This window comes from Cellulosimicrobium sp. BMG9.22 (assembly GCF_059159975.1).
In genome coordinates this window covers 1-18,750 of record NZ_JBZGBY010000047.1, presented here as the reverse complement: position 1 = coordinate 18,750, position 18,750 = coordinate 1, and the positions used below count along the sequence as shown (strand labels likewise).

16 protein-coding genes and 2 tRNA genes are annotated in these 18,750 nt (G+C 73.1%); 11 read left to right on the top strand and 7 right to left on the bottom strand.

From position 1 onward, the window contains the following. Positions 1 to 198 precede the first annotated feature (198 nt). Entirely contained in the window at positions 199 to 2,778 is a 2,580-nt protein-coding gene (gene pepN, locus AC4H2H_RS19005) for an aminopeptidase N (RefSeq protein WP_494372394.1), read from the bottom strand. Between the two features lie 213 nt (positions 2,779 to 2,991). Here pepN and AC4H2H_RS19000 point away from each other — a divergent pair, with 213 nt between their 5' ends. Next, on the top strand, positions 2,992 to 3,636 hold the full coding sequence (locus AC4H2H_RS19000) for a mycothiol-dependent nitroreductase Rv2466c family protein (protein WP_494372393.1): 645 nt from the start codon (positions 2,992 to 2,994) through the stop codon (positions 3,634 to 3,636). Positions 3,637 to 3,767: 131 nt separating this feature from the next. Beyond that, positions 3,768 to 4,928: a hypothetical protein gene (locus tag AC4H2H_RS18995; RefSeq protein WP_494372392.1), complete on the top strand. Its 1,161-nt coding sequence runs from the start codon at positions 3,768 to 3,770 to the stop codon at positions 4,926 to 4,928. A 58-nt stretch (positions 4,929 to 4,986) separates the two neighbouring features. Here AC4H2H_RS18995 and AC4H2H_RS18990 read toward each other — a convergent pair whose 3' ends face one another. Next, positions 4,987 to 7,029 carry a M13 family metallopeptidase gene (locus tag AC4H2H_RS18990; RefSeq protein ID WP_494372391.1) on the bottom strand — a complete coding sequence of 681 codons (2,043 nt, stop codon included), beginning with the start codon at positions 7,027 to 7,029 and terminating at the stop codon, positions 4,987 to 4,989. A 60-nt stretch (positions 7,030 to 7,089) separates the two neighbouring features. Between AC4H2H_RS18990 and AC4H2H_RS18985 the strand changes: the two genes are divergently transcribed. Both AC4H2H_RS18985 and AC4H2H_RS18980 read left to right on the top strand, forming a co-directional pair. Beyond that, the gene (locus AC4H2H_RS18985) at positions 7,090 to 7,551 is read left to right on the top strand and encodes a ribose-5-phosphate isomerase (protein WP_494372390.1); all 462 of its coding nucleotides are present in this window, start codon (positions 7,090 to 7,092) and stop codon (positions 7,549 to 7,551) included. Between the two features lies 1 nt (position 7,552). Continuing rightward, complete coding sequence (locus AC4H2H_RS18980; protein WP_494372389.1) at positions 7,553 to 8,581, top strand: Fpg/Nei family DNA glycosylase; 1,029 nt, start codon at positions 7,553 to 7,555, stop codon at positions 8,579 to 8,581. Positions 8,582 to 8,584: 3 nt separating this feature from the next. On the opposite strand, the gene AC4H2H_RS18975 is transcribed toward AC4H2H_RS18980, so the two are convergent. After that, on the bottom strand, positions 8,585 to 9,955 hold the full coding sequence (locus AC4H2H_RS18975) for a GNAT family N-acetyltransferase (protein ID WP_494372388.1): 1,371 nt from the start codon (positions 9,953 to 9,955) through the stop codon (positions 8,585 to 8,587). A 101-nt stretch (positions 9,956 to 10,056) separates the two neighbouring features. On the opposite strand from AC4H2H_RS18975, the gene AC4H2H_RS18970 reads away from it, so the two are divergent. Then, positions 10,057 to 10,440: an MGMT family protein gene (locus tag AC4H2H_RS18970; protein ID WP_494372387.1), complete on the top strand. Its 384-nt coding sequence runs from the start codon at positions 10,057 to 10,059 to the stop codon at positions 10,438 to 10,440. 31 nt (positions 10,441 to 10,471) lie between these two features. Here the strand turns inward: AC4H2H_RS18970 and AC4H2H_RS18965 are convergent, their stop codons facing one another. From AC4H2H_RS18965 to AC4H2H_RS18950, 4 genes are all read right to left on the bottom strand, one after another. Continuing rightward, on the bottom strand, positions 10,472 to 11,521 hold the full coding sequence (locus AC4H2H_RS18965; RefSeq protein WP_494372386.1) for an LLM class F420-dependent oxidoreductase: 1,050 nt from the start codon (positions 11,519 to 11,521) through the stop codon (positions 10,472 to 10,474). Positions 11,522 to 11,683: 162 nt separating this feature from the next. Continuing rightward, entirely contained in the window at positions 11,684 to 12,313 is a 630-nt protein-coding gene (cysE, locus tag AC4H2H_RS18960; protein ID WP_494372385.1) for a serine O-acetyltransferase, read from the bottom strand. Between the two features lies 1 nt (position 12,314). Next, on the bottom strand, positions 12,315 to 13,250 hold the full coding sequence (cysK, locus tag AC4H2H_RS18955; protein ID WP_494372384.1) for a cysteine synthase A: 936 nt from the start codon (positions 13,248 to 13,250) through the stop codon (positions 12,315 to 12,317). Positions 13,251 to 13,731: 481 nt separating this feature from the next. Beyond that, positions 13,732 to 13,802, bottom strand: a tRNA-Gly gene (locus AC4H2H_RS18950). Between the two features lie 170 nt (positions 13,803 to 13,972). Between AC4H2H_RS18950 and AC4H2H_RS18945 the strand changes: the two genes are divergently transcribed. From AC4H2H_RS18945 to AC4H2H_RS18920, 6 genes are all read left to right on the top strand, one after another. Then, positions 13,973 to 14,049 (top strand) — tRNA-Pro (locus AC4H2H_RS18945). Next, positions 14,049 to 15,020 (top strand): DMT family transporter, encoded by a 972-nt coding sequence (locus tag AC4H2H_RS18940; RefSeq protein WP_494372383.1) that lies wholly within the window; start codon positions 14,049 to 14,051, stop codon positions 15,018 to 15,020. Before AC4H2H_RS18945 ends, AC4H2H_RS18940 begins: the two co-directional genes overlap by 1 nt. A 135-nt stretch (positions 15,021 to 15,155) precedes the next feature. Further along, entirely contained in the window at positions 15,156 to 16,568 is a 1,413-nt protein-coding gene (gene tig, locus AC4H2H_RS18935) for a trigger factor (RefSeq protein WP_494372382.1), read from the top strand. Between the two features lie 237 nt (positions 16,569 to 16,805). Beyond that, the gene (locus tag AC4H2H_RS18930; RefSeq protein ID WP_494372381.1) at positions 16,806 to 17,453 is read left to right on the top strand and encodes an ATP-dependent Clp protease proteolytic subunit; all 648 of its coding nucleotides are present in this window, start codon (positions 16,806 to 16,808) and stop codon (positions 17,451 to 17,453) included. 38 nt (positions 17,454 to 17,491) lie between these two features. Then, positions 17,492 to 18,208, top strand: a complete 717-nt coding sequence (locus tag AC4H2H_RS18925; RefSeq protein ID WP_494372380.1) for an ATP-dependent Clp protease proteolytic subunit — start codon at positions 17,492 to 17,494, stop codon at positions 18,206 to 18,208. Between the two features lie 208 nt (positions 18,209 to 18,416). Then, the coding region (locus AC4H2H_RS18920; protein WP_494372379.1) for a ClpX C4-type zinc finger protein at positions 18,417 to 18,750 on the top strand (334 nt) is incomplete at its 3' end.

The following is an 18,750-nucleotide window of genomic DNA, read 5'->3' as shown; positions in this document are numbered from 1 at the left end:
TGACGGCGCGGACAGCCCGAGCACCGACGCCGCCCCGCACGCGGACCCGACCACGAATCGCCCGACCCAGCCCGAGCACCGACGCCGCTCCACCCGCGGACCCGACCACGGCACGCCCGGCGCACCGGCCCCGCCCGGCGCACCGGCCCCGCCCGGCGCACCGTCGGCGGACCGACGGTGCGCCGACGGGCGACCGGGTCAGGCGTCGGCGGCCTGGGCGGTGAGGGCGCGCTCGACGCCGGCGAGGTTCTCGACGACCAGTCGGCGCAGCGCGGGGGCCGCGTCGGCGTTGGCGTCGAGCCAGTCCTGCGTTGAGTCGCGCAGGGCCGCGTTGGCGAGCGGCGCCGGGTAGAGGCCCGTGACGAGCGCCTCCGCGATGTGGTACGACCGCTCGTCCCACAGGGGGAGGAGCGCGTCGAAGTACGCGCCGACGAGCGGGGCGAGCGACGCGGGGTCGTTGACGTGCTGGAACCCGAGGGTCGTGGCGCGCACGATCGCGTTCGGTGCGTCGTCCGAGCCGACGAGGCGGTCGAACGCGGCCCGCTTGGCGTCGGAGGTCGGGACGGTGGCGCGGGCGCGCGCGGCCGACTGCTGACCGGTCGCCGTCGAGTCCTCGACGAGGGTCGCCTCGATCTCGTCGTCGGCCGCGAGGTCGAGCAGCACGAGGCCCTCGAGGATCTCCCAGCGCAGGTCGGTGTCGATCTCGAGCCCGTCGAGCGCGGCCGAGCCGTCGAGCAGCGAGCGCAGCGCGGCACCGTGGGCGGGCGTGGAGGCGAGGTGGGCGAAGAACTTCACGAGCTGGAACTGCAGGTCGGAACCCGCCGTCGCCTCCTGGGCGAGCGACCACAGGACGTCGCCGACGTGCTCGAGCGTCTCCGTGCGTCGCTCGGGCGTCACGTAGGACTTCACCGCGAGCGCGAGCTGGTTGAGCGTCGTGCGGATCGTCGTCGACTCGGTCTCGCGCGCGATGTTGGCGAGGACGAGCCGGACGTAGTCGCTCGCGGGCGTCTCGCCGTCGCGCGTCGCGTCCCATGCCGACCCCCACACGAGCGATCGCGCGAGGGGGTCGGTGAGGTCCGCGAGGTGCTCGTCGGCCACCTGCAAGGACGTGGGGTCGAGCCGGATCTTGGCGTAGGCCAGGTCCTCGTCGTTGAGCAGGACGAGCTGGGGGCGGTCGAGACCGAGTAGCTCGGGCACGTCGGTCCGCGCGCCGTCGACGTCCACCTCGGCGCGGTGCACCCGCGTCAGCGCGCCGTCGACCAGGTCGTAGAAGCCGATGCCGAGCCGGTGCGGGCGGAGCGTCGGGTGGTCCGCGGTGGCGGACTGCAGCACGGCGAACGACACGACGCGACCGTGCGCGTCGACCTCGATCTCGGGGCGCAGCGTGTTCACCCCGGCCGTCTCGAGCCACTTGGCCGACCACTCGGTGAGGTCGCGCCCGCTCGTGGCCTCGAGCTCGACCAGGAGGTCTCGCAGCTCGGTGTTGCCCCAGGCGTGCTTGCGGAAGTACGCCGCGACGCCCGCGAGGAACTGCTCCTGGCCGACCCACGCGACGAGCTGCTTGAGCACGGACGCGCCCTTGGCGTACGTGATGCCGTCGAAGTTGACGAAGACGTCCTCGAGGTCGTTGATCGTCGCGACGATCGGGTGCGTCGAGGGGAGCTGGTCCTGGCGGTAGGCCCACGACTTCTCCATCGCGGTGAACGTCGTCCACGCCTCGGTCCACTCGGTGGCCTCGGCGGTGGCGAGCGTCGACGCGTACTCCGCGAACGACTCGTTGAGCCAGAGGTCGTTCCACCACTTCATGGTGACGAGGTCGCCGAACCACATGTGCGCGAGCTCGTGGAGGATCGTCACGACACGCCGCTCCTTCACGGCGTCGGTGACCTTGGAGCGGAACACGTACGTCTCGGTGAACGTCACGCACCCGGCGTTCTCCATCGCGCCCATGTTGTACTCGGGCACGAAGAGCTGGTCGTACTTGTCGAACGGGTACGGGTGCTCGAACGCGCTCTCGAAGAACGCGAAGCCCTCGCGGGTCTTGTCGAACACGTAGTCGGCGTCCATGTGGTCCGCGAGCGAGGCGCGGCAGAACACACCGAGCGGGATCGTGCGTCCGTCCGACGACGTGAGCTCGCTCCGCTCGACGACGTACGGCCCGGCGACGAGTGCGGTGATGTAGGAGGAGATGCGCGGCGTCGGCTCGAACGCCCAGCGCGCGACCTCGACGTCGCCCGCGCCGGTCCCGGTCGGGTCCGCCGTCGTCCCCAGTGCCTCAGGCTCGGGGGTGGGCTGGTTGCTGACGACCTGCCACGCGGCGGGCGCCGTCACCGTGAAGGCGAAGGTCGCCTTGAGGTCGGGCTGCTCGAACACCGCGAAGACGCGGCGTGAGTCCGGTACCTCGAACTGCGTGTAGAGGTACACCTCGCCGTCGACCGGGTCGACGAACCGGTGCAGGCCCTCGCCCGTGTTCGTGTACGCGCAGTCCGCGACGACCCGCAGCTCGTTCTCGGCGGCCAGGCCGTCGAGCGCGATGCGCGAGTCCGCGAAGACGTCCGCCGGGTCCAGCGACCGACCGTTGAGCACGACCTCGCGCACGCCCGGCGCGACGAGGTCGACGAACGTGCTCGCCCCCTCGGTCGCGGTGAACCGCACCACGGTCGTCGACGCGAACGTCGTCGCGCCCGTCGTCAGGTCGAGCGCGACGTCGTAGGACTGGACGCCGACGATCCCCGCGCGCTCGCTCGCCTCGGCACGGGTGAGGTTCTCTCCGGGCACTGCATCTCCTCGGTCTCGGGTCGGGCCTTGATCCGGCCTCGACGGCGGCCTGTGGGCCACGGACGATCATCCCACGCACGCCCGCGCTCGCTCCCGGGAATACGCTGCCTCCGCGCAGCGTCGAGACTCAGGGGGAATGTGCCCCGGGCGCACCGCGCCGCACCGACCGGCGGACCGGCTCACCGGCCGTCCACGACGAAGGAGATCCGTCCCGTGACCCTCACCGCGACGTCCGAGACCACCGCGACCGAGAACGACGTGCGCGTCGCCGACTTCTGGTTCGACCCCGTGTGCCCGTGGGCGTGGATGACCAGTCGCTGGATGGGCGAGGTCGAGCAGGTGCGCGACGTCACGGTGCGCTGGCACGTCATGAGCCTCGCGGTGCTCAACGAGGGCCGCGAGCTGCCGTCGACGTACCGCGACCTCATGGACAAGGCGTGGGGGCCGGTGCGCGTGGTCACCGCGGCACGCGTCGAGCACGGGGACGACGTCGTCAAGCCCCTCTACGACGCCATCGGCACGCGTCTGCACCCGGGCGGCCGTGAGGACTACGACGCCGTGCTGGCCGAGGCGCTCGCCGAGGTCGGGCTGCCCGCGTCCCTGGCCGACGCCGCACGCTCGAACGCGTACGACGAGCAGCTGCGCGCGTCGCACGCCGAGGGCATCGGTCGCGTGGGCGAGGACGTCGGCACGCCCGTCGTCGCGTTCGGCGACACGGCGTTCTTCGGTCCCGTCGTGACGCCCGCGCCGAAGGGCGAAGCCGCAGGTCGGCTGTGGGACGGGTGCGTCCTCGTCGCGGGCACGCCGGGCTTCTTCGAGATGAAGCGCACGCGCACCCAGGGGCCGGTCTTCGACTGACGTCCGACCCCGCGGGGTTCGACCCGCACGGGTGCGTCGTGCCATGCTTCGTCAGGTTGCGGGCGCTGTCAGGGGCCCCGCCGCCCGGTCGCACCGGGCGAGACCGACGAGGAGCCCGCGAGGAGCCGAGCATGTCCCCGAACGTACCCGTGCCACCCCCGCCGCCGCCGCCCGGTGGCGTGCCGGGGTTCGCGGGCGGCCGGGACGACGCCCAGCACACCGTCACGTACCCGCCGGCGCCCTCGCTCCAGGCGGGGCCGCCGCCGTCGTACGCACCGACGTCGGGCCCGACGGCCCAGCAGGCGCCGGCGTCCCGCGCCACCCCCGCGGACGGGCAGCCGACCGTGGTCGCGCCGGCCGTCGCCTTCCAGCCGACGACCGTCCAGCACGTCACCGCCGTCACGCAGCTGCCGACCGCCGCGCAACCCGCCGTGCCAGCGCCGTCCGCCACCGCCTACCCGGCGCCGCCGCAGCGCGTCCGGTACGCCACGGAGCAGAACGGGTTCGCGACCGCAGCTCCGGTGGGGTCTGCTGCGAGCCGGCCCGCGTACGCCGCCGAGCACACGCCGAACGGCTACGCAGCGCCCGCGGCCTCGTACTCCGGGCAGGCTCCCGCGACGCAGCCCGCCTACCACCCGCCCGCCGCCGCAGCGGCTCCGGCGGCTCGCGCGCCCGGTGGTGCGGGCGGTTCGGGGACGACCCGGCCGCCGGCGAGCCGTGGCGGCGGTGGAGGAGAGCGTCGGGGCGGCCGCGGGTCGGACCGGCTGAGCCCGGGCTGGATCGCTTTCATCGTGGTCGACGTGCTGCTCGTCATCGGCGCGGTGGTCTTCGCGATCTCGCTCCTCGGCGGGGACGACAAGGACGACCCTGCCGCGCAGGGCACGACGCCGCCGGCCGCGACCGCGACCGAGGGGACCGGCGAGACACCCGACGCGGAGCCGACGGTCTCCGAGACGTTCGCGTCCGAGTCGCGGAACATCACGTGCGAGGTGACGGACGTCGGCGTCACGTGCGAGATCGCCCAGCTGGCGACCCAGCCGGCACCCGTCGACGGGTGCGAGGGCACGCAGGGTTACCGCGTCGTGCTCGACGACGCCGGGGTCTCCACGCCGTGCGTCCCCGCGGCGGAGCAGCCGCAGCCTGCCACGGCGGACGTCGCGATCCTCGCCTACGGCTCGTCGAAAGCCGTCGGCGGCTACACGTGCGACAGTGCCGAGACCGGCATGACGTGCCGCGACGACGCCACCGGCGAGGGGTTCACGATCGCCCGGGCGGGCATCCGCACGCTCTGACGCCCGAAACAGCGGGGGCCCATGGCGGACGTCGGTCCGCCACGGGCCCTCGCCCGTCTCACCAGATGCGCACGCGCTCCTCAGGAGCGAGGTACAGCGCGTCGTCGGGGCCGACGCCGTACGCCTCGTAGAACTCGTCGACGTTGCGGACCACGCCGTTGCAGCGGAACTCGTTGGGGGAGTGCGGGTCGGTCGCGATCCGGCGCACGACCTCCTCGTCGCGGCCCTTCGACTGCCACACCTGGGCCCAGCCGAGGAACACGCGCTCGATGCCCGTGAGGCCGTCGATCACGGGCGCCTCGGCCAGGGGGCGACCGAGTGCGATGCGGTAGGCCTTGAGCGCGATCGAGAGCCCGCCGAGGTCGCCGATGTTCTCGCCGATCGTCAGCGCGCCGTTCACGTGCGGGCCGTCCTCGCCGAGCTGCGCCGGGCGGAACACGTCGTACTGGGCGATGAGCGCCTTCGTGCGCTTCTCGAACTCCGCACGGTCCGTGGCGGTCCACCAGTCCTCGAGCCGACCCGCGCCGTCGTACTTGGAGCCCTGGTCGTCGAAGCCGTGACCGATCTCGTGGCCGATCACGGCGCCGATGCCGCCGTAGTTCACCGCGTCGTCGGCCTCGGGGTCGAAGAACGGCGGCTGGAGGATCGCGGCGGGGAAGACGATCTCGTTCATGCCCGGGTTGTAGTAGGCGTTGACGGTCTGCGGCGTCATGAACCACTCGTCGCGGTCGAGCGGCTTGCCGATCTTGCCCAGCTCGCGGTCCTGCTCGAACGCGTGCGCGCGCCGCACGTTGCCCACGAGGTCGTCCGGCTCGACGACGAGCGCGGAGTAGTCGCGCCACTTCACCGGGTAGCCGATCTTCGGCGTGAACGCCTCCAGCTTGGCGAGCGCCTTGGTCTTGGTCTCGGCCGTCATCCAGTCCAGCGTGGAGATCGACTCGCGGTAGGCGGCGACGAGGTAGGCGACGAGCTCCTCCATGCGTGCCTTGTGCGCGGGCGGGAAGTGCCGCGCCACGTACTGCGCGCCCACGGCCTCGCCCAGCGCGCCCTCGACGACCGAGACGCCCCGCTTCCAGCGCTCGCGCACCTCCTGCGCGCCCGACAGCGTGCGGCCGTAGAAGTCGAAGTTCGCCTCGACCAGCTCGTCCGTGAGGTACGGGGCCCGGGCGCTCACCAGGTGGTAGACCATCCAGAGCTTCCAGTCCTCGAGCGGCTCGCTCGCCCAGAGCTCGGCGAAGCCCTGCGCGAAGTCCGGCTCGCGCACGACGACGTCGTCGAGCGAGCCCTGCGGCGCACCGAGCGCGAGCACCCAGGCCCGCCAGTCGAAGCCGGGCGCCTCCACCGTGAGCGCGGCGAGCGTACGGGGGTTGTAGGTGAGGTCGGCGTCGCGGTCGCGCACGACGTCCCAGTGCTTCGCGGCGAGCTTCGTCTCCAGCGCCAGGATCCGCTCGGCGGCCTCCTCGGGCGCCGCGCCCCAGGTCTCCGCGGTCACGCCGGCGAACGTCAGCATGCGCGCGACGTGGGGCGCGTACTTCTCGCGCACGGGTACGTACTGGTCCTCGCGGTAGTACGCCTCGTCCGGTAGGCCAAGCCCGGACTGGTAGAGGTACGCGACGTAGCGCTCCGGGTCCTTCGCGTCGTTGTCGACCCAGAACCCGACCGCCCCGGCGCCACCCGTGCGCTGCAGCGCGCCGAGCGCGCCGGTGAGCTCGGCCTGCGTCGTCGCGAGCGAGATCAGGCTCAGGTCGCTCTGCAGCGGCGTGGTGCCGAGGGCCTCGATGGTGTCCGTGTCCATGAAGCTCGCGTAGAGCGCGCCCACCTTCGCGGCGTCCGCGCCGACGTCCTCGGCGCCGGAGGCGACCGCTTCCCCGAGGTCGGTGATGATCTCGCGCACGTGCACCTCGGCCTGGTCGTGCAGCGCGCGGAACGCGCCGTCCATGGCGCGGTCGGCGGGGATCTCGTGCGTCGCGAGCCACCGGCCGTTGACGTGGCGGTAGAGGTCGTCCTGAGGGCGGGTCGCGGGGTCGAGAGCCTCGAGGTCGATGCCGGAGCGCGGCTCGCCCGGGTCGACGGACGTGGACAGAGGGGAGGTCTGTGTCATGCGTCTCAGGCTACGGCCTCGGCCCGACGTCGAGGCCCCCGCCTGCGGCATGATGGGCGCATGCGCGTTCACCTCGCCGCGGACCACGCCGGCTACGAGCTCAAGACCCACCTCGTCGAGCACCTCGAGGCCGCGGGCCACGACGTCGTCGACCACGGCGCCCACACGTACGACGCGCAGGACGACTACCCGTCGTTCTGCTTCGCGGCGGGCGAGGCGGTCGTCGCGGAGCCCGGATCGCTCGGCGTCGTCATCGGCGGGTCGGGCAACGGCGAGCAGATCGCCGCCAACAAGGTCGACGGCGTGCGCGCCGCGCTCGCGTGGAACCTCGAGACGGCGCGGCTCGGGCGCCAGCACAACGACGCGAACGTCGTGGCGGTCGGTGCGCGCCAGCACTCCGTCGACGAGGCCGTCGAGCTCGTCGACGCGTTCCTCGCCGAGCCGTTCAGCGACGACGAGCGCCACCAGCGCCGCATCAACCAGCTCGCGGCGTACGAGGCGGCGCGCGGCACCTCGGCCTGACGTGCCCGAGGGTCACACCGTCCACCGCCTCGCGCGGGCGTTCGGCGAGCTGTTCGTCGGCGAGCGCCTCGCAGTGAGCAGCCCGCAGGGCAGGTTCGCCGCCGGTGCCGCGTTGCTCGACGGCCACGTGCTCGTCGCGAGCGAGGCGTGGGGCAAGCAGCTCTTCCTCGGCTTCGCCACGTCGGGGGCCGCCGCGGGCCCTGGCGCCGTGGCCGCGCCGGTCGGCGACGACGTGCGCTGGCTGCGCGTCCACCTCGGCCTCTACGGGGCGTGGACGTTCGCGGGGGACGCGAGCACCGCCGTCGTGCACGCGATCGGCGCGCCGCGCCGGCGGATCGGTGAGCGCGAGACGGTCCCCGCCGGGCCGGGGGTCACGGTCGGGGCCGACGGCGCCTGGACGCCCCCGGCACCGCACGGCGCAGTGCGCGTGCGGCTCGTCGGCGAGCACGCCGTCGCCGACCTCACCGGCCCGACGGCGTGCGAGGTGGTCACGGGCGAGGAGAAGCGCGCGGTCGAGGGCCGCCTCGGCCCCGACCCGATCCGCGAGCCGGTGCCGGGCGAGCCGGACCCGCGCGAGGCGTTCGTCGCCGGGGTGCGACGCTCGCGCAGCCCGGTCGGCCTCCTGCTCATGAACCAGGACGTCGTCGCGGGCGTCGGCAACATCTACCGCGCCGAGTCGCTCTTCCGCGCCCGCCTCGACCCGCTGCGCCCCGGGCGCGACGTGCCCGCCGACGACCTGCGCGCGCTGTGGGAAGACCTCGTCGTTCTCATGCGCGACGGGACGCGCACGGGCGCGATCGTCACGACGCGCCCGGAGCACCGCGACGGCGTCGCGCCCCGCGTCGAGGGCGCGCCCGACCGGCGCCGGGTGCGGCAGAACACCGACGGGGCACCTGACGCGGTGCCCGCCGACGAGGCGTTCTACGTGTACCACCGCGACGGCCTGCCGTGCCGCGTGTGCGGGACGCCGGTCCTCGTCAAGGAGCTCGCCGCTCGCACCCTCTACTGGTGCGGCGTCTGCCAGGCCTGACCCTCAGAACACCCAGCTGCACACGGGCGCGACCGGCCAGCCGAACGCCGCGCTCGCCCGCGCGAGCGCGCCCGGCGAGTGCTCGGTGACGAGGCCCGCCGCGGCGAGCGCTGCGAGCGACGTCCCGCCGAGGTAGGCGGCGCCGAGCTCGCGCACGTCGAGCGAGAGGTCCGCGGCGTCGTCGGTCGGCTCGGCGTGCGCCTCGCCGAACGCGGTCGCGCGCACGCGCCAGTGCCCGGCGTTGTCCGCCAGGCGATCGTCGGTCACGTGCAGGACGACGTCCAGGTCCGCCGCGTAGCGGCGCGCGGCGAGCGCCGCGGGGACGTCCACGACGCGCACCCACAGGTTGTCCGCGAGGCGCGGCGCCGCGGAGCGCGGGTCGACCATGAGGCTCGTGACGACGTCGTCGACCGGGACGATGAAGGGCGTGACCTCGTGCGTGAGGTCGAGGTCGGTGAGCACGCCCCACAGGGCGCGCGCTGCGGCGGCGTCGAGCGCGACGACCTCGCCCGCGCTCACCGGGCCGCGCGGCCCGGTGGCCTCCCACGACAGCTTGCGGTGGAAGCGCACGTAGCCGCGCGGCTCGCCGTCGAGCTCGACGATCGCGATGCGCGTCGCCTCGCGGTCCTTGCGCCACACCTTCGCGTCGTCCCAGGACGACGCCTGCAGCTCGGCCGTCTCGCGCGACGCCCAGCCCGGCCGGTTGATCCCCGTGCCCTGCCCCGTCGGGTCGGCACCCGCGCGCTCGTGCAGCGACGCGACGAGGTCGCCGTGGCGCTCGCGGTCGGCGCGCTCGATGCGCACGGTGTGCCGCTCCGCGCCGGGGACGTCGCGCAGGGCGACGCCGCGCGGGACGGTGAGCCGGACGTCGTCGGCGGCCTTGCCGTACCCGAACCGCCCGTAGATCGCCGCCTCCGCGGCGAACAGCGCGGACAGCGGTTCGCCGCGCTCGCGGCACCGCGCGAGGTGCGTGTCGATCATCGCCGACAGGATCCCGCGACGGCGGTGCCCGGGGTGCACGCCGACCCATGTGAGCCCGGCGACGGGTGCCGTCGCGCCCGGGACGGGGAAGCGCGAGAAGGGGTACGACGCGTGCATCGCGACGAGGTCCCGCTGGACCGGCAGGCTCCCGTCGAGAGGGAGCGAGTCGGCGTCCTCGTGCTCGCGCACGACACCGAGCGTTCGGTCCCACGTGAGCGGCATCGGCAGGTCGACGAGCTCGTCGACATCGATCGCGGTCGGGAAGGTCGTCGTGTTGAGGTCGAGCACGTCGCGCAGGTCGTCGGCGGTGAGCGGGACGAGCTCGTAGCCGTCGGGCAGGCGGGCGGGCTCGCGGCGGTCGGCGAGAACCGTGGTCGGGTGCTGGTCGCTCATGCCCCGATCCTGGCCGCTCCCCGCACGAGGCGCCAGGACAATCTGGCCCCGACACGTCGGGCCGCCGACCGCACCCCGCGTGCGCTCTACAGTCTGTCCCTATGGGACGGCCTGTCGCACGACGCACCGATGCACCCGACCCGACCGCGGCGGCGGCCGAGTACGCGGGTGCCGTGCTCGCGCTCGTGCGCCGGATCCCGGCCGCGAGGGCCATGACGTACGGGCTCGTCGCGGAGATCGTCGCCGAGGACCTGCACCGCGGCGGGCCGCGGCAGGTGGGTCAGGTGCTCGCGGGGTCGTCCGGCGTGGACGACGACGGCGCACCCGTCCCGTGGTGGCGCGTCGTCAACGCCGCGGGGTCGCCGCCCGCGCACCACCTGGACGCGGCGCTCACCGAGCTGCGCGCCGAGGGGTGCCCGCTGTCGCGCGACGGTCGCCGCGTGGACCTGCGCCGCGCCGTCTGGTTCCCCGGCATCGACGCCTGAGCCACGCGACGTCCGACGCCACGAGCAGGGGTCAGCGGGGGGACGGTGCCGCGAGGAGGGGCGCGAGCGTCTGGACGGCGGTCGCGTCGCCCTGGACGAGGAGCGTCGTGACCGCGGTCTCGCGCCACGCGTCGAGGTCGCGCGCGATCTTCTCGGGCGGCCCGACGAGCGCCACGTCCTCGACCATCGCCGTCGGGACCGCGGCGACCGCGAGATCCTTGCGCCCGGCGAGGTAGTGCGCCTGGATCTCGTCGCACGCGTCCGAGTACCCGAGGCGGTCGAGCGCGTCGCGGTGGAAGTTCGCGCCCTTCGCCCCCATGCCGCCGACGTACAGCGCGAGGAACGGGCGCACCTGGTCGGCGGCGCGCTCGACGTGCTCGTGCACGACGACCGGGACGGTCGCGCTCACCTCGAAGTCGGCCACGGGCGACCGCTCGGGCGACCGCTTCGCGAACCCGTCGGCGAGGAGCTCGCGGAACGAGGCGTCCATGCGGGGGGAGTAGAACAGCGGGAGCCAGCCGTCGGCGATCTCGGCCGCGAGCGCGATGTTCTTCGGCCCCTCCGCGGCGAGGTGGATCGGCAGGTCGGCTCGCAGAGGATGCACGGTCGAGCGCAGCGCCTTGCCGAGCCCGGTCCCGGCGTCCTCGGACAGCGGCAGGGGGTAGTGGGGGCCGGGCGACGTCACGGGCGCCTCACGGGCGAGCACCTGCCGGACGACGTCGACGTACTCGCGCGTGCGGGCGAGCGGTTTCGCGTACGGCTGCCCGTACCAGCCCTCGACCACCTGCGGGCCGGACACGCCGAGGCCCAGGACGAACCGGCCGCCCGACAGGTGGTCCATCGTCAGGGCGGCCATAGCCGTCGCCGTGGGGGTGCGCGCGGAGATCTGGGCGACTGCTGTGCCCAGCCGGATCCGCGACGTGCGGGCGCCCCACCACGCGAGCGGCGTGAAGGCGTCGGAGCCGTAGGCCTCCGCCGTCCACACCGAGTCGACGCCGACGCGGTCGGCCGCGACGACGGCGTCCTCGATCCCCTCCGGGGGGCCAGCCGACCAGTAGCCGGTGTGGATGCCGAGGCGCATGCGCGCTCCTCCTCGTCGAGGTGTCCGGTGCCGCCGTCGACGGCGGTCGTCGCGGCGCGTGAGCGCGGTACCCGAGGCCGGCGCACCGGGCAGGGGGGTATCCGGTACGCGGCGTCTCGGGTACCGCTCGCTCCACCCTAGCCGATCGGGCGTGCGGTGCGGTCAGATCACGTACTCGATGAGCAGCGAGGGATCCTCGACGGTCTCGCGTTGGGCGGGTGCCGTGGCCGGCATGCGGATCGTCGCCGGGACGCCGACCGCGACCGCGCCCGCCGGCACGTCCTTGACGACGACGGCGTTCGCGCCGACCTGCGCGTCGTCGCCCACCCACACCGGACCGAGGATCTTCGCGCCGGCGCCCACGACGACCCGGTCGCCGAGCGTCGGGTGACGCTTGCCCCGCTTCATCGAGCGCCCCCCGAGCGTCGACGTGTGGAACAGGACGACGTCGTCCCCGACGACCGCCGTCTCGCCGACGACGACCCCCATGCCGTGATCGATGAACAGGCGCCGCCCGATGCGGGCGCCGGGGTGGATCTCGACGCCGGTGACCGCCCGCGCGAGCTGCGACACGAGCCGCGCGGGCAGGCGCAGCAGCGGCTCGCGCCACATGCGGTGCGCGAGCCGGTACGCCCACACGGCGTGCACCCCCGGGTAGGCGAGCGCGACCTCGAGGCGGCTGCGCGCCGCGGGGTCGCGCCGCCGGGCCGCCTCGAGGTCCTCGTCGAGCACGCGCACGAACCGGCGCAGCCGGGAGCCGGCCGTCCTGCGGTGCGTCTGCGGGAGGGACACGTCAGTCCAGCAGGTCCGCGTAGAGGATCGAGGACAGGTAGCGCTCGCCGAACGACGGGATGATCGTGACGATGAGCTTGCCGGCGTTCTCGGGCCGCTTCGCGACCTGCAGCGCCGCGGCGATCGCGGCGCCGGACGAGATGCCGACGAGCAGGCCCTCCTCCTTGGCGGCCCGGCGCGCGTACTCCACGGCCGTCTCCGCGTTGACGTCGATCACCTCGTCGTAGACCGAGGTGTCGAGGATCTCGGGGACGAAGTTGGCACCGATGCCCTGGATCTTGTGCGGGCCGGGCGCGCCGCCGTTGAGGATCGCGGACTCCTCGGGCTCGACCGCGATGATCTGCACGCCGGGCTTGCGCTCCTTGAGCACCTGCCCGACGCCCGTGATGGTGCCGCCCGTCCCGATGCCGGCGACCACGATGTCGACCTCGCCGTCCGTGTCGGCCCAGATCTCCTCGGCTGTCGTGCGGCGGTGGATCTCGGGGTTCGCCTCGTTCGCGAACTGGCGCGCGAGGATCGCGCCCTCGCGCTCGGCGACGATCTCGTCGGCCTTGTTGACGGCGCCCTTCATGCCCTCGGAACCCGGCGTGAGGATGAGCTCCGCACCGAACGCGCGCAGCAGCGCGCGGCGCTCCTTCGACATCGTCTCCGGCATCGTCAGGACGACGTCGTAGCCACGGGCCGCACCGACCATCGCCAGGGCGATGCCCGTGTTGCCCGACGTCGCCTCGACGATCGTGCCGCCCGGCTTCAGGGCACCCGCGGCCTCGGCGGCGTCGATGATCGACACGCCGATGCGGTCCTTGACGGAGTTCGCCGGGTTGTAGAACTCCAGCTTGCCGACGACCGTCGCGTCGACGCCGTCGGTGAGCTTGTTGAGACGCACGAGGGGGGTGTTGCCGACGAGCTTCGTGACGTCGTCGTAGATGCGTGCCATGTCTTCCTCTTCTGTCGACGGCTCTGGTGAGCCGGGTGGGGGTGCCGATCGGGGGTTCGAGGGGGTGCGCCCGAGGTCACGGCCCCTCGCCGAGTCTGGTCGAGTCGCGGGGCGGGCGCGCGGGCGAGACGAGAACGGTCTCGCGCGGACGCCCCACGGCTCTGGGCCGACGTGTGGCGCGCGGGCCTCGTGCGAAGGGGGTGTTGCGCGGGGCGGTCGTCAGCGACAGCCGAGACAGCGACAACAGGAGGTGCGCGACGCGGCGCGGTGCAGCGATGCAGGACGCGCGCTCGTGGCGGTCATTCCTCGCTCCTCCTGGTCGTCGTGCCGCCGGAGCCCCGAAGATCGGGAGAGGCGACCGGCACGTGAGCTGAGGCTATCGGTCCGCGTCGCGTACCCGCAACGCCCGTCCGCCCAGGAAGACGAACGGGCGCCTCGCGCGGTGCGAGGCGCCCGGAAGGGACGAGGTGCGTCGTCTGAGAGCGGGCGACGGGAATCGAACCCGCGTAGCCAGTTTGGAAGACTGGGGCTCTACCATTGAGCTACGCCCGCGCGGGTCGGTCGAGCACGCGACCCGGTTCCCTCGAGGGAGCCACGGATCTTCGAGTGCCGCCGACCTGCGGCCGCAACCTTAGCAAACGCCCGAGGTCGCGTGACCCGTCGTCCGCGGCCGCCCGTCCCACCAGTACACTTGCCGATGCTCGCCCGTCCCGACGGGCGTGCGGGGTGTGGCGCAGGTTGGTAGCGCGTCCGCTTTGGGAGCGGAAGGTCGCAGGTTCAAATCCTGTCACCCCGACCATGAAGTTCAGAGAGGCCCGCGTGCCGAGCACGACCCCGGCGTCGCGTGCGACCGTCGCCGCGCTGGTCGCCGCGGGCAGCGGTGCGCTCCTGTCGCTGCAGGGCCGGCTCAACGGAGACCTCGCCTCGGCGGGCGCAGGCCCGCTCGTCGCCGCGTGGCTCTCCTACGCCGGCACCCTGCTGGCGGCCGTGCTCCTGGTCGTCGCCCGACGGCGCGTGCGCGCGACGCTGGCCGTGCTGCGCGCCGCGGCCGCCTGGTGGTGGTTCGCGGTCGGGCTGTGCAGCGTGCCCGTCGTGGTCGCGATGGCCGCCGGCGTGCCGATCGTCGGCGTCGCGATCGCCACCGTCTGCTCGGTCGCGGGCCAGACCGTCGCCGGTCTGACGCTCGACGCCCGGGGCGTGGGGGTGCCCGCCCCGATCCGCTTCACCCCGCGACGCGTGGCGGCCGGCCTCCTGGCGCTCGCCGGTCTCGGGGTCGCGGTGCTCGGTGGTGCCTCCGGGGGTGGCGGCGGCTGGGCCGTCGTCGTCGCCGGCGCGGCGCTGTTCGTCGGCGGTGCGGTGCTGTGCGGGCAGCAGGCCGGGAACGGGCGGGTGACCCAGCTGACGGGCGACCCGGTCCTGGCGACCCTCACCTCGGTCACCGGCGGTCTCGTCGGCATCTCGGCCGCGTGCGCGCTCGCCGTCCCGTTCGGCGTGCTCGACGGCGTGGACCTCCCGCCGCGGTGGTGGCTCTACCTGGGCGGTCCGCTCGGCACCCTCATCACCGTCGCCGCCGCGTTCGCGGTGCGGCACCTGGGCACCTTCGTCCTGACGCTGACCGTCGTGTCCGGCCAGATGGTCATGGCGATCGTCCTGGATCTGCTCGGCGCGGTCGGACTGCGATGGCCGACGCTCGTCGCGGCCGGGGTGGTCGCCGCCGCCGCCCTGCTCGTGGTGCAGCGCCCGCGACTGCGTGCGACGTCGTCGCCTTGACCGTTCCCGTACGATGGGACGGTTGCCCGTACGTCCGCGTGCGTGCCCCCTCCGTGCCGGAACCGTTCGCGCGACCCGCACGGTGTCGTCCCCGGCCGCACGCCGGCCCGCCCCGATCAGTTGGAGATCATCGAAGTGAAGAGCGCCGTCGAGACCCTGGACCCCACCAAGGTCAAGCTGACCGTCGAGGTGGAGTACGACGAGCTCAAGCCGAGCGTCGAGCACGCCTACAAGCACATCGCGGAGCAGGTGAACATCCCCGGCTTCCGCAAGGGCAAGGTCCCTGCGCGCGTCATCGACCAGCGCGTGGGCTGGGGCGCCGTGATCGAGCACGCCGTGAACGACGCGCTCTCCGGCTTCTACCGCCAGGCCGCGAGCGAGGCGAGCCTGCGCCCGCTGGGTCAGCCCGAGGTCGAGGTCACGGAGATCCCGGCCAAGGCCGGTGAGGGCCAGCTGGCCTTCACCGCCGAGGTCGAGGTCCGTCCCGAGATCACGCTCCCCGCGCTGGACTCGCTCGAGGTCACGGTCGAGGCGGCCGAGGTCACGGACGAGGACGTCGCCGAGCGCCTCGACGCCCTGCGCGAGCGCTTCGGCACGCTCGTCGGCGTGGACCGCCCCGCGGCCGAGGGCGACTTCGTCGTGCTCGACCTCAAGGCCGTCGTCGACGGCGAGGAGGTCGACTCGGTCTCCGGCGTGAGCTACCAGATCGGCTCGGGCAACATGCTCGAGGGACTCGACGAGGCGCTCACCGGTCTGTCCGCGGACGAGACCACCACGTTCACGGCACCGCTCGCCGGCGGCGAGCACGAGGGCGCGGACGCCGAGGTCACCGTCACGGCGACCTCGGTCAAGCAGCGCGACCTCCCCGAGGCCGACGACGACTTCGCCCAGCTCGCGTCCGAGTTCGACACCCTGGACGAGCTGACGTCCGACCTGCGCGAGCAGGTCGCGAGCACCAAGACGTCGAACCAGGCCGTCGCGGCGCGCGACGAGCTGCTCAAGGCGCTGAACGGCGCGGTCGAGATCCCCGTCCCGTCGGGCGTCGTCGAGGCCGAGGTGCACCGTCACCTCGAGTCCGAGGGCCGGCTCGAGGACGACGAGCACCGCGCCGAGGTCACCGTCGAGGCGACGGACGCGATCCGCAACCAGATCCTCCTCGACACGCTCGCCGAGCAGCTCGAGATCAAGGTCGCCCAGGACGAGCTCCTCGAGTACCTCGTGAGCGCGTCGCGCCAGTACGGCATGGACCCGAACCAGTTCATCCAGTCGCTCGACCAGGGCGGGCAGATCCCCGCCATGGTCGGCGAGGTCGCGCGCTCGAAGTCGCTCGCCGTCGCGCTGCGCCAGATCGAGGTCAAGGACGCGGCGGGCAACGTCGTCGACCTGACCGAGTTCATCGGCTCCGACGAGGAGGACGCCGCGGACGAGGCGGCCGACGTCGCGGCGGCCGCGGCCGAGCCGGTCGAGGAGGCGCTCGTGGACGACTCCGCGGAGCCCGCCGCCGACGCGCCGGTCGAGGACGACGCGCAGGACACGACCAAGGCCTGACGCACCACCCAGGCAGATCGACGCCGGCCCGCACCCTCACGCCGAGGGTGCGGGCCGTCGTCGTACCGGGGGGACCGACGACGCCTCGTGCGCCGACAGCGAAAACCGGCCTCATCGGGACGAACGGCGGGCGTGGACCGCGTTAGGGTCACTGCAGCACGGCCGGACCTCGGGCACCGCTCCGAGAGCCGACCAAGGCAGCGCAGGCGGGCTCGACCCGCGGGAGCGACGAAGGAGATGGAAGTGAACGAGCTGTACCTGCCGTCCGACGCGACGGCCCCGGTCAACCGCGCGGACGGTCCTGGCCTCGGACTCAACGACTCCATCTACAACCGGCTCCTCAAGGAGCGCATCATCTGGCTCGGCTCGGAGGTGCGCGACGAGAACGCGAACGCGATCTGCGCCCAGATGATGCTGCTCGCAGCGGAGGACCCGGAGAAGGACATCTGGCTGTACATCAACTCGCCGGGCGGGTCGATCACGGCCGGCATGGCGATCTACGACACCATGCAGTACATCCAGCCGGACGTCGCGACCATCGCGATGGGGATGGCGGCCTCGATGGGGCAGTTCCTGCTCTCGTCGGGCACCAAGGGCAAGCGGTACGCGACGCCCCACGCGCGCGTCATGATGCACCAGCCGTCCGGGGGCATCGGCGGCACGGCGACCGACGTGCGCATCAACGCGCAGCTCATCATGCACATGAAGCGGGTGCTCTCCGAGCTGACGGCCGAGCAGACCGGCAAGCCGCTCGAGCAGATCATCAAGGACAACGACCGGGACAACTGGTTCACGGCCGAGGAGGCGCTGGAGTACGGCTTCGTCGACCACGTCGTCACGAACGCCTCGTCGGTCACCGGCGGCGGCGGCACCACGGCCTCCTGACCCGCAACCGGACCCCAGACTTCACCCGAGGAGAACCCGTGAGCTTCAGCGCCGAGTCCCAGTACCTGTCCACCGCGCAGCGCCTCGCCGGCGCGGGCGCCCGTCCGGGCGGCATCGCGCTGCCGGGTGGGGCGCCGTCGGCCCGCTACGTGCTCCCGCAGTTCGAGGAGCGCACCGCGTACGGCTTCAAGCGCCAGGACCCCTACACCAAGCTGTTCGAGGACCGCATCATCTTCCTGGGCGTCCAGGTCGACGACGCGTCCGCGGACGACGTCATGGCCCAGCTCCTCGTGCTCGAGAGCCAGGACCCCGACCGCGACGTCATCCTCTACATCAACTCGCCGGGCGGGTCCTTCACCGCGATGACGGCGCTCTACGACACGATGCAGTACATCAAGCCGCAGATCCAGACGGTGTGCCTCGGCCAGGCCGCGTCCGCCGCCGCAGTGCTGCTCGCCGCAGGCCAGCCGGGCAAGCGCCTCGCGCTGCCGAACGCCCGCGTCCTCATCCACCAGCCCGCGATGGAGGGCGGCGGCTACGCGCAGGCGTCCGACATCGAGATCCACGCGAACGAGCTCATCCGCATGCGCGAGTGGCTCGAGGACACCCTCGCACTGCACTCGGGCAACCCCGTCGAGAAGGTCCGCCAGGACATCGAGCGCGACAAGATCCTCACCGCCGCGCAGGCGAAGGACTACGGCCTCGTCGACCAGGTCCTCGAGAGCCGCAAGCCCGTCGCGATCAACAAGCCCTGACGATCGCCGACAACATGACCACGTGCCGCGCCGCCGCACCCCACCGGGGGACGGCGGCGCGACACGTTGGGCCCCGTACGGGGAGCCCACCTGACAACGAGGGCCCCGTGGTGTGGAATGGGGAGCAGGACTCGCTCGGCTGTGACCGGGCCCCGCGCCGTCGGTCCCGACGGCCGGAGGTCACGGCACCGGGACAAGGAGACGCGTAGTGGCTCGTATCTCAGACGGCGCCGACCTGCTGAAGTGCTCGTTCTGCGGCAAGTCGCAGAAGCAGGTCAAGAAGCTCATCGCGGGCCCCGGGGTGTACATCTGCGACGAGTGCATCGACCTGTGCAACGAGATCATCGAGGAGGAGCTCGCCGAGGCGACCGAGCTCGGCCTCACCGAGCTGCCCAAGCCCAAGGAGATCTTCGAGTTCCTCGAGCAGTACGTCATCGGCCAGGACGCCGCCAAGCGTGCGCTGGCCGTCGCCGTCTACAACCACTACAAGCGTGTCCAGGCGGGGGAGCAGACGAAGCCGTCGAGCCCCGACGACCCGGACT

Bases quoted from the DNA above. Each gene is read 5' to 3' on its own strand.
- AC4H2H_RS18995 (WP_494372392.1), top strand. From the start codon at position 3,768: ATGTCCCCGAACGTACCCGTGCCACCCCCGCCGCCGCCGCCCGGTGGC.
- AC4H2H_RS18990 (WP_494372391.1), bottom strand. From the start codon at position 7,029: ATGACACAGACCTCCCCTCTGTCCACGTCCGTCGACCCGGGCGAGCCG.
- AC4H2H_RS18985 (WP_494372390.1), top strand. From the start codon at position 7,090: ATGCGCGTTCACCTCGCCGCGGACCACGCCGGCTACGAGCTCAAGACC.
- AC4H2H_RS18975 (WP_494372388.1), bottom strand. From the start codon at position 9,955: ATGAGCGACCAGCACCCGACCACGGTTCTCGCCGACCGCCGCGAGCCC.
- AC4H2H_RS18970 (WP_494372387.1), top strand. From the start codon at position 10,057: ATGGGACGGCCTGTCGCACGACGCACCGATGCACCCGACCCGACCGCG.
- AC4H2H_RS18965 (WP_494372386.1), bottom strand. From the start codon at position 11,521: ATGCGCCTCGGCATCCACACCGGCTACTGGTCGGCTGGCCCCCCGGAG.
- cysK (WP_494372384.1), bottom strand. From the start codon at position 13,250: ATGGCACGCATCTACGACGACGTCACGAAGCTCGTCGGCAACACCCCC.
- AC4H2H_RS18940 (WP_494372383.1), top strand. From the start codon at position 14,049: ATGAAGTTCAGAGAGGCCCGCGTGCCGAGCACGACCCCGGCGTCGCGT.
- AC4H2H_RS18930 (WP_494372381.1), top strand. From the start codon at position 16,806: ATGGAAGTGAACGAGCTGTACCTGCCGTCCGACGCGACGGCCCCGGTC.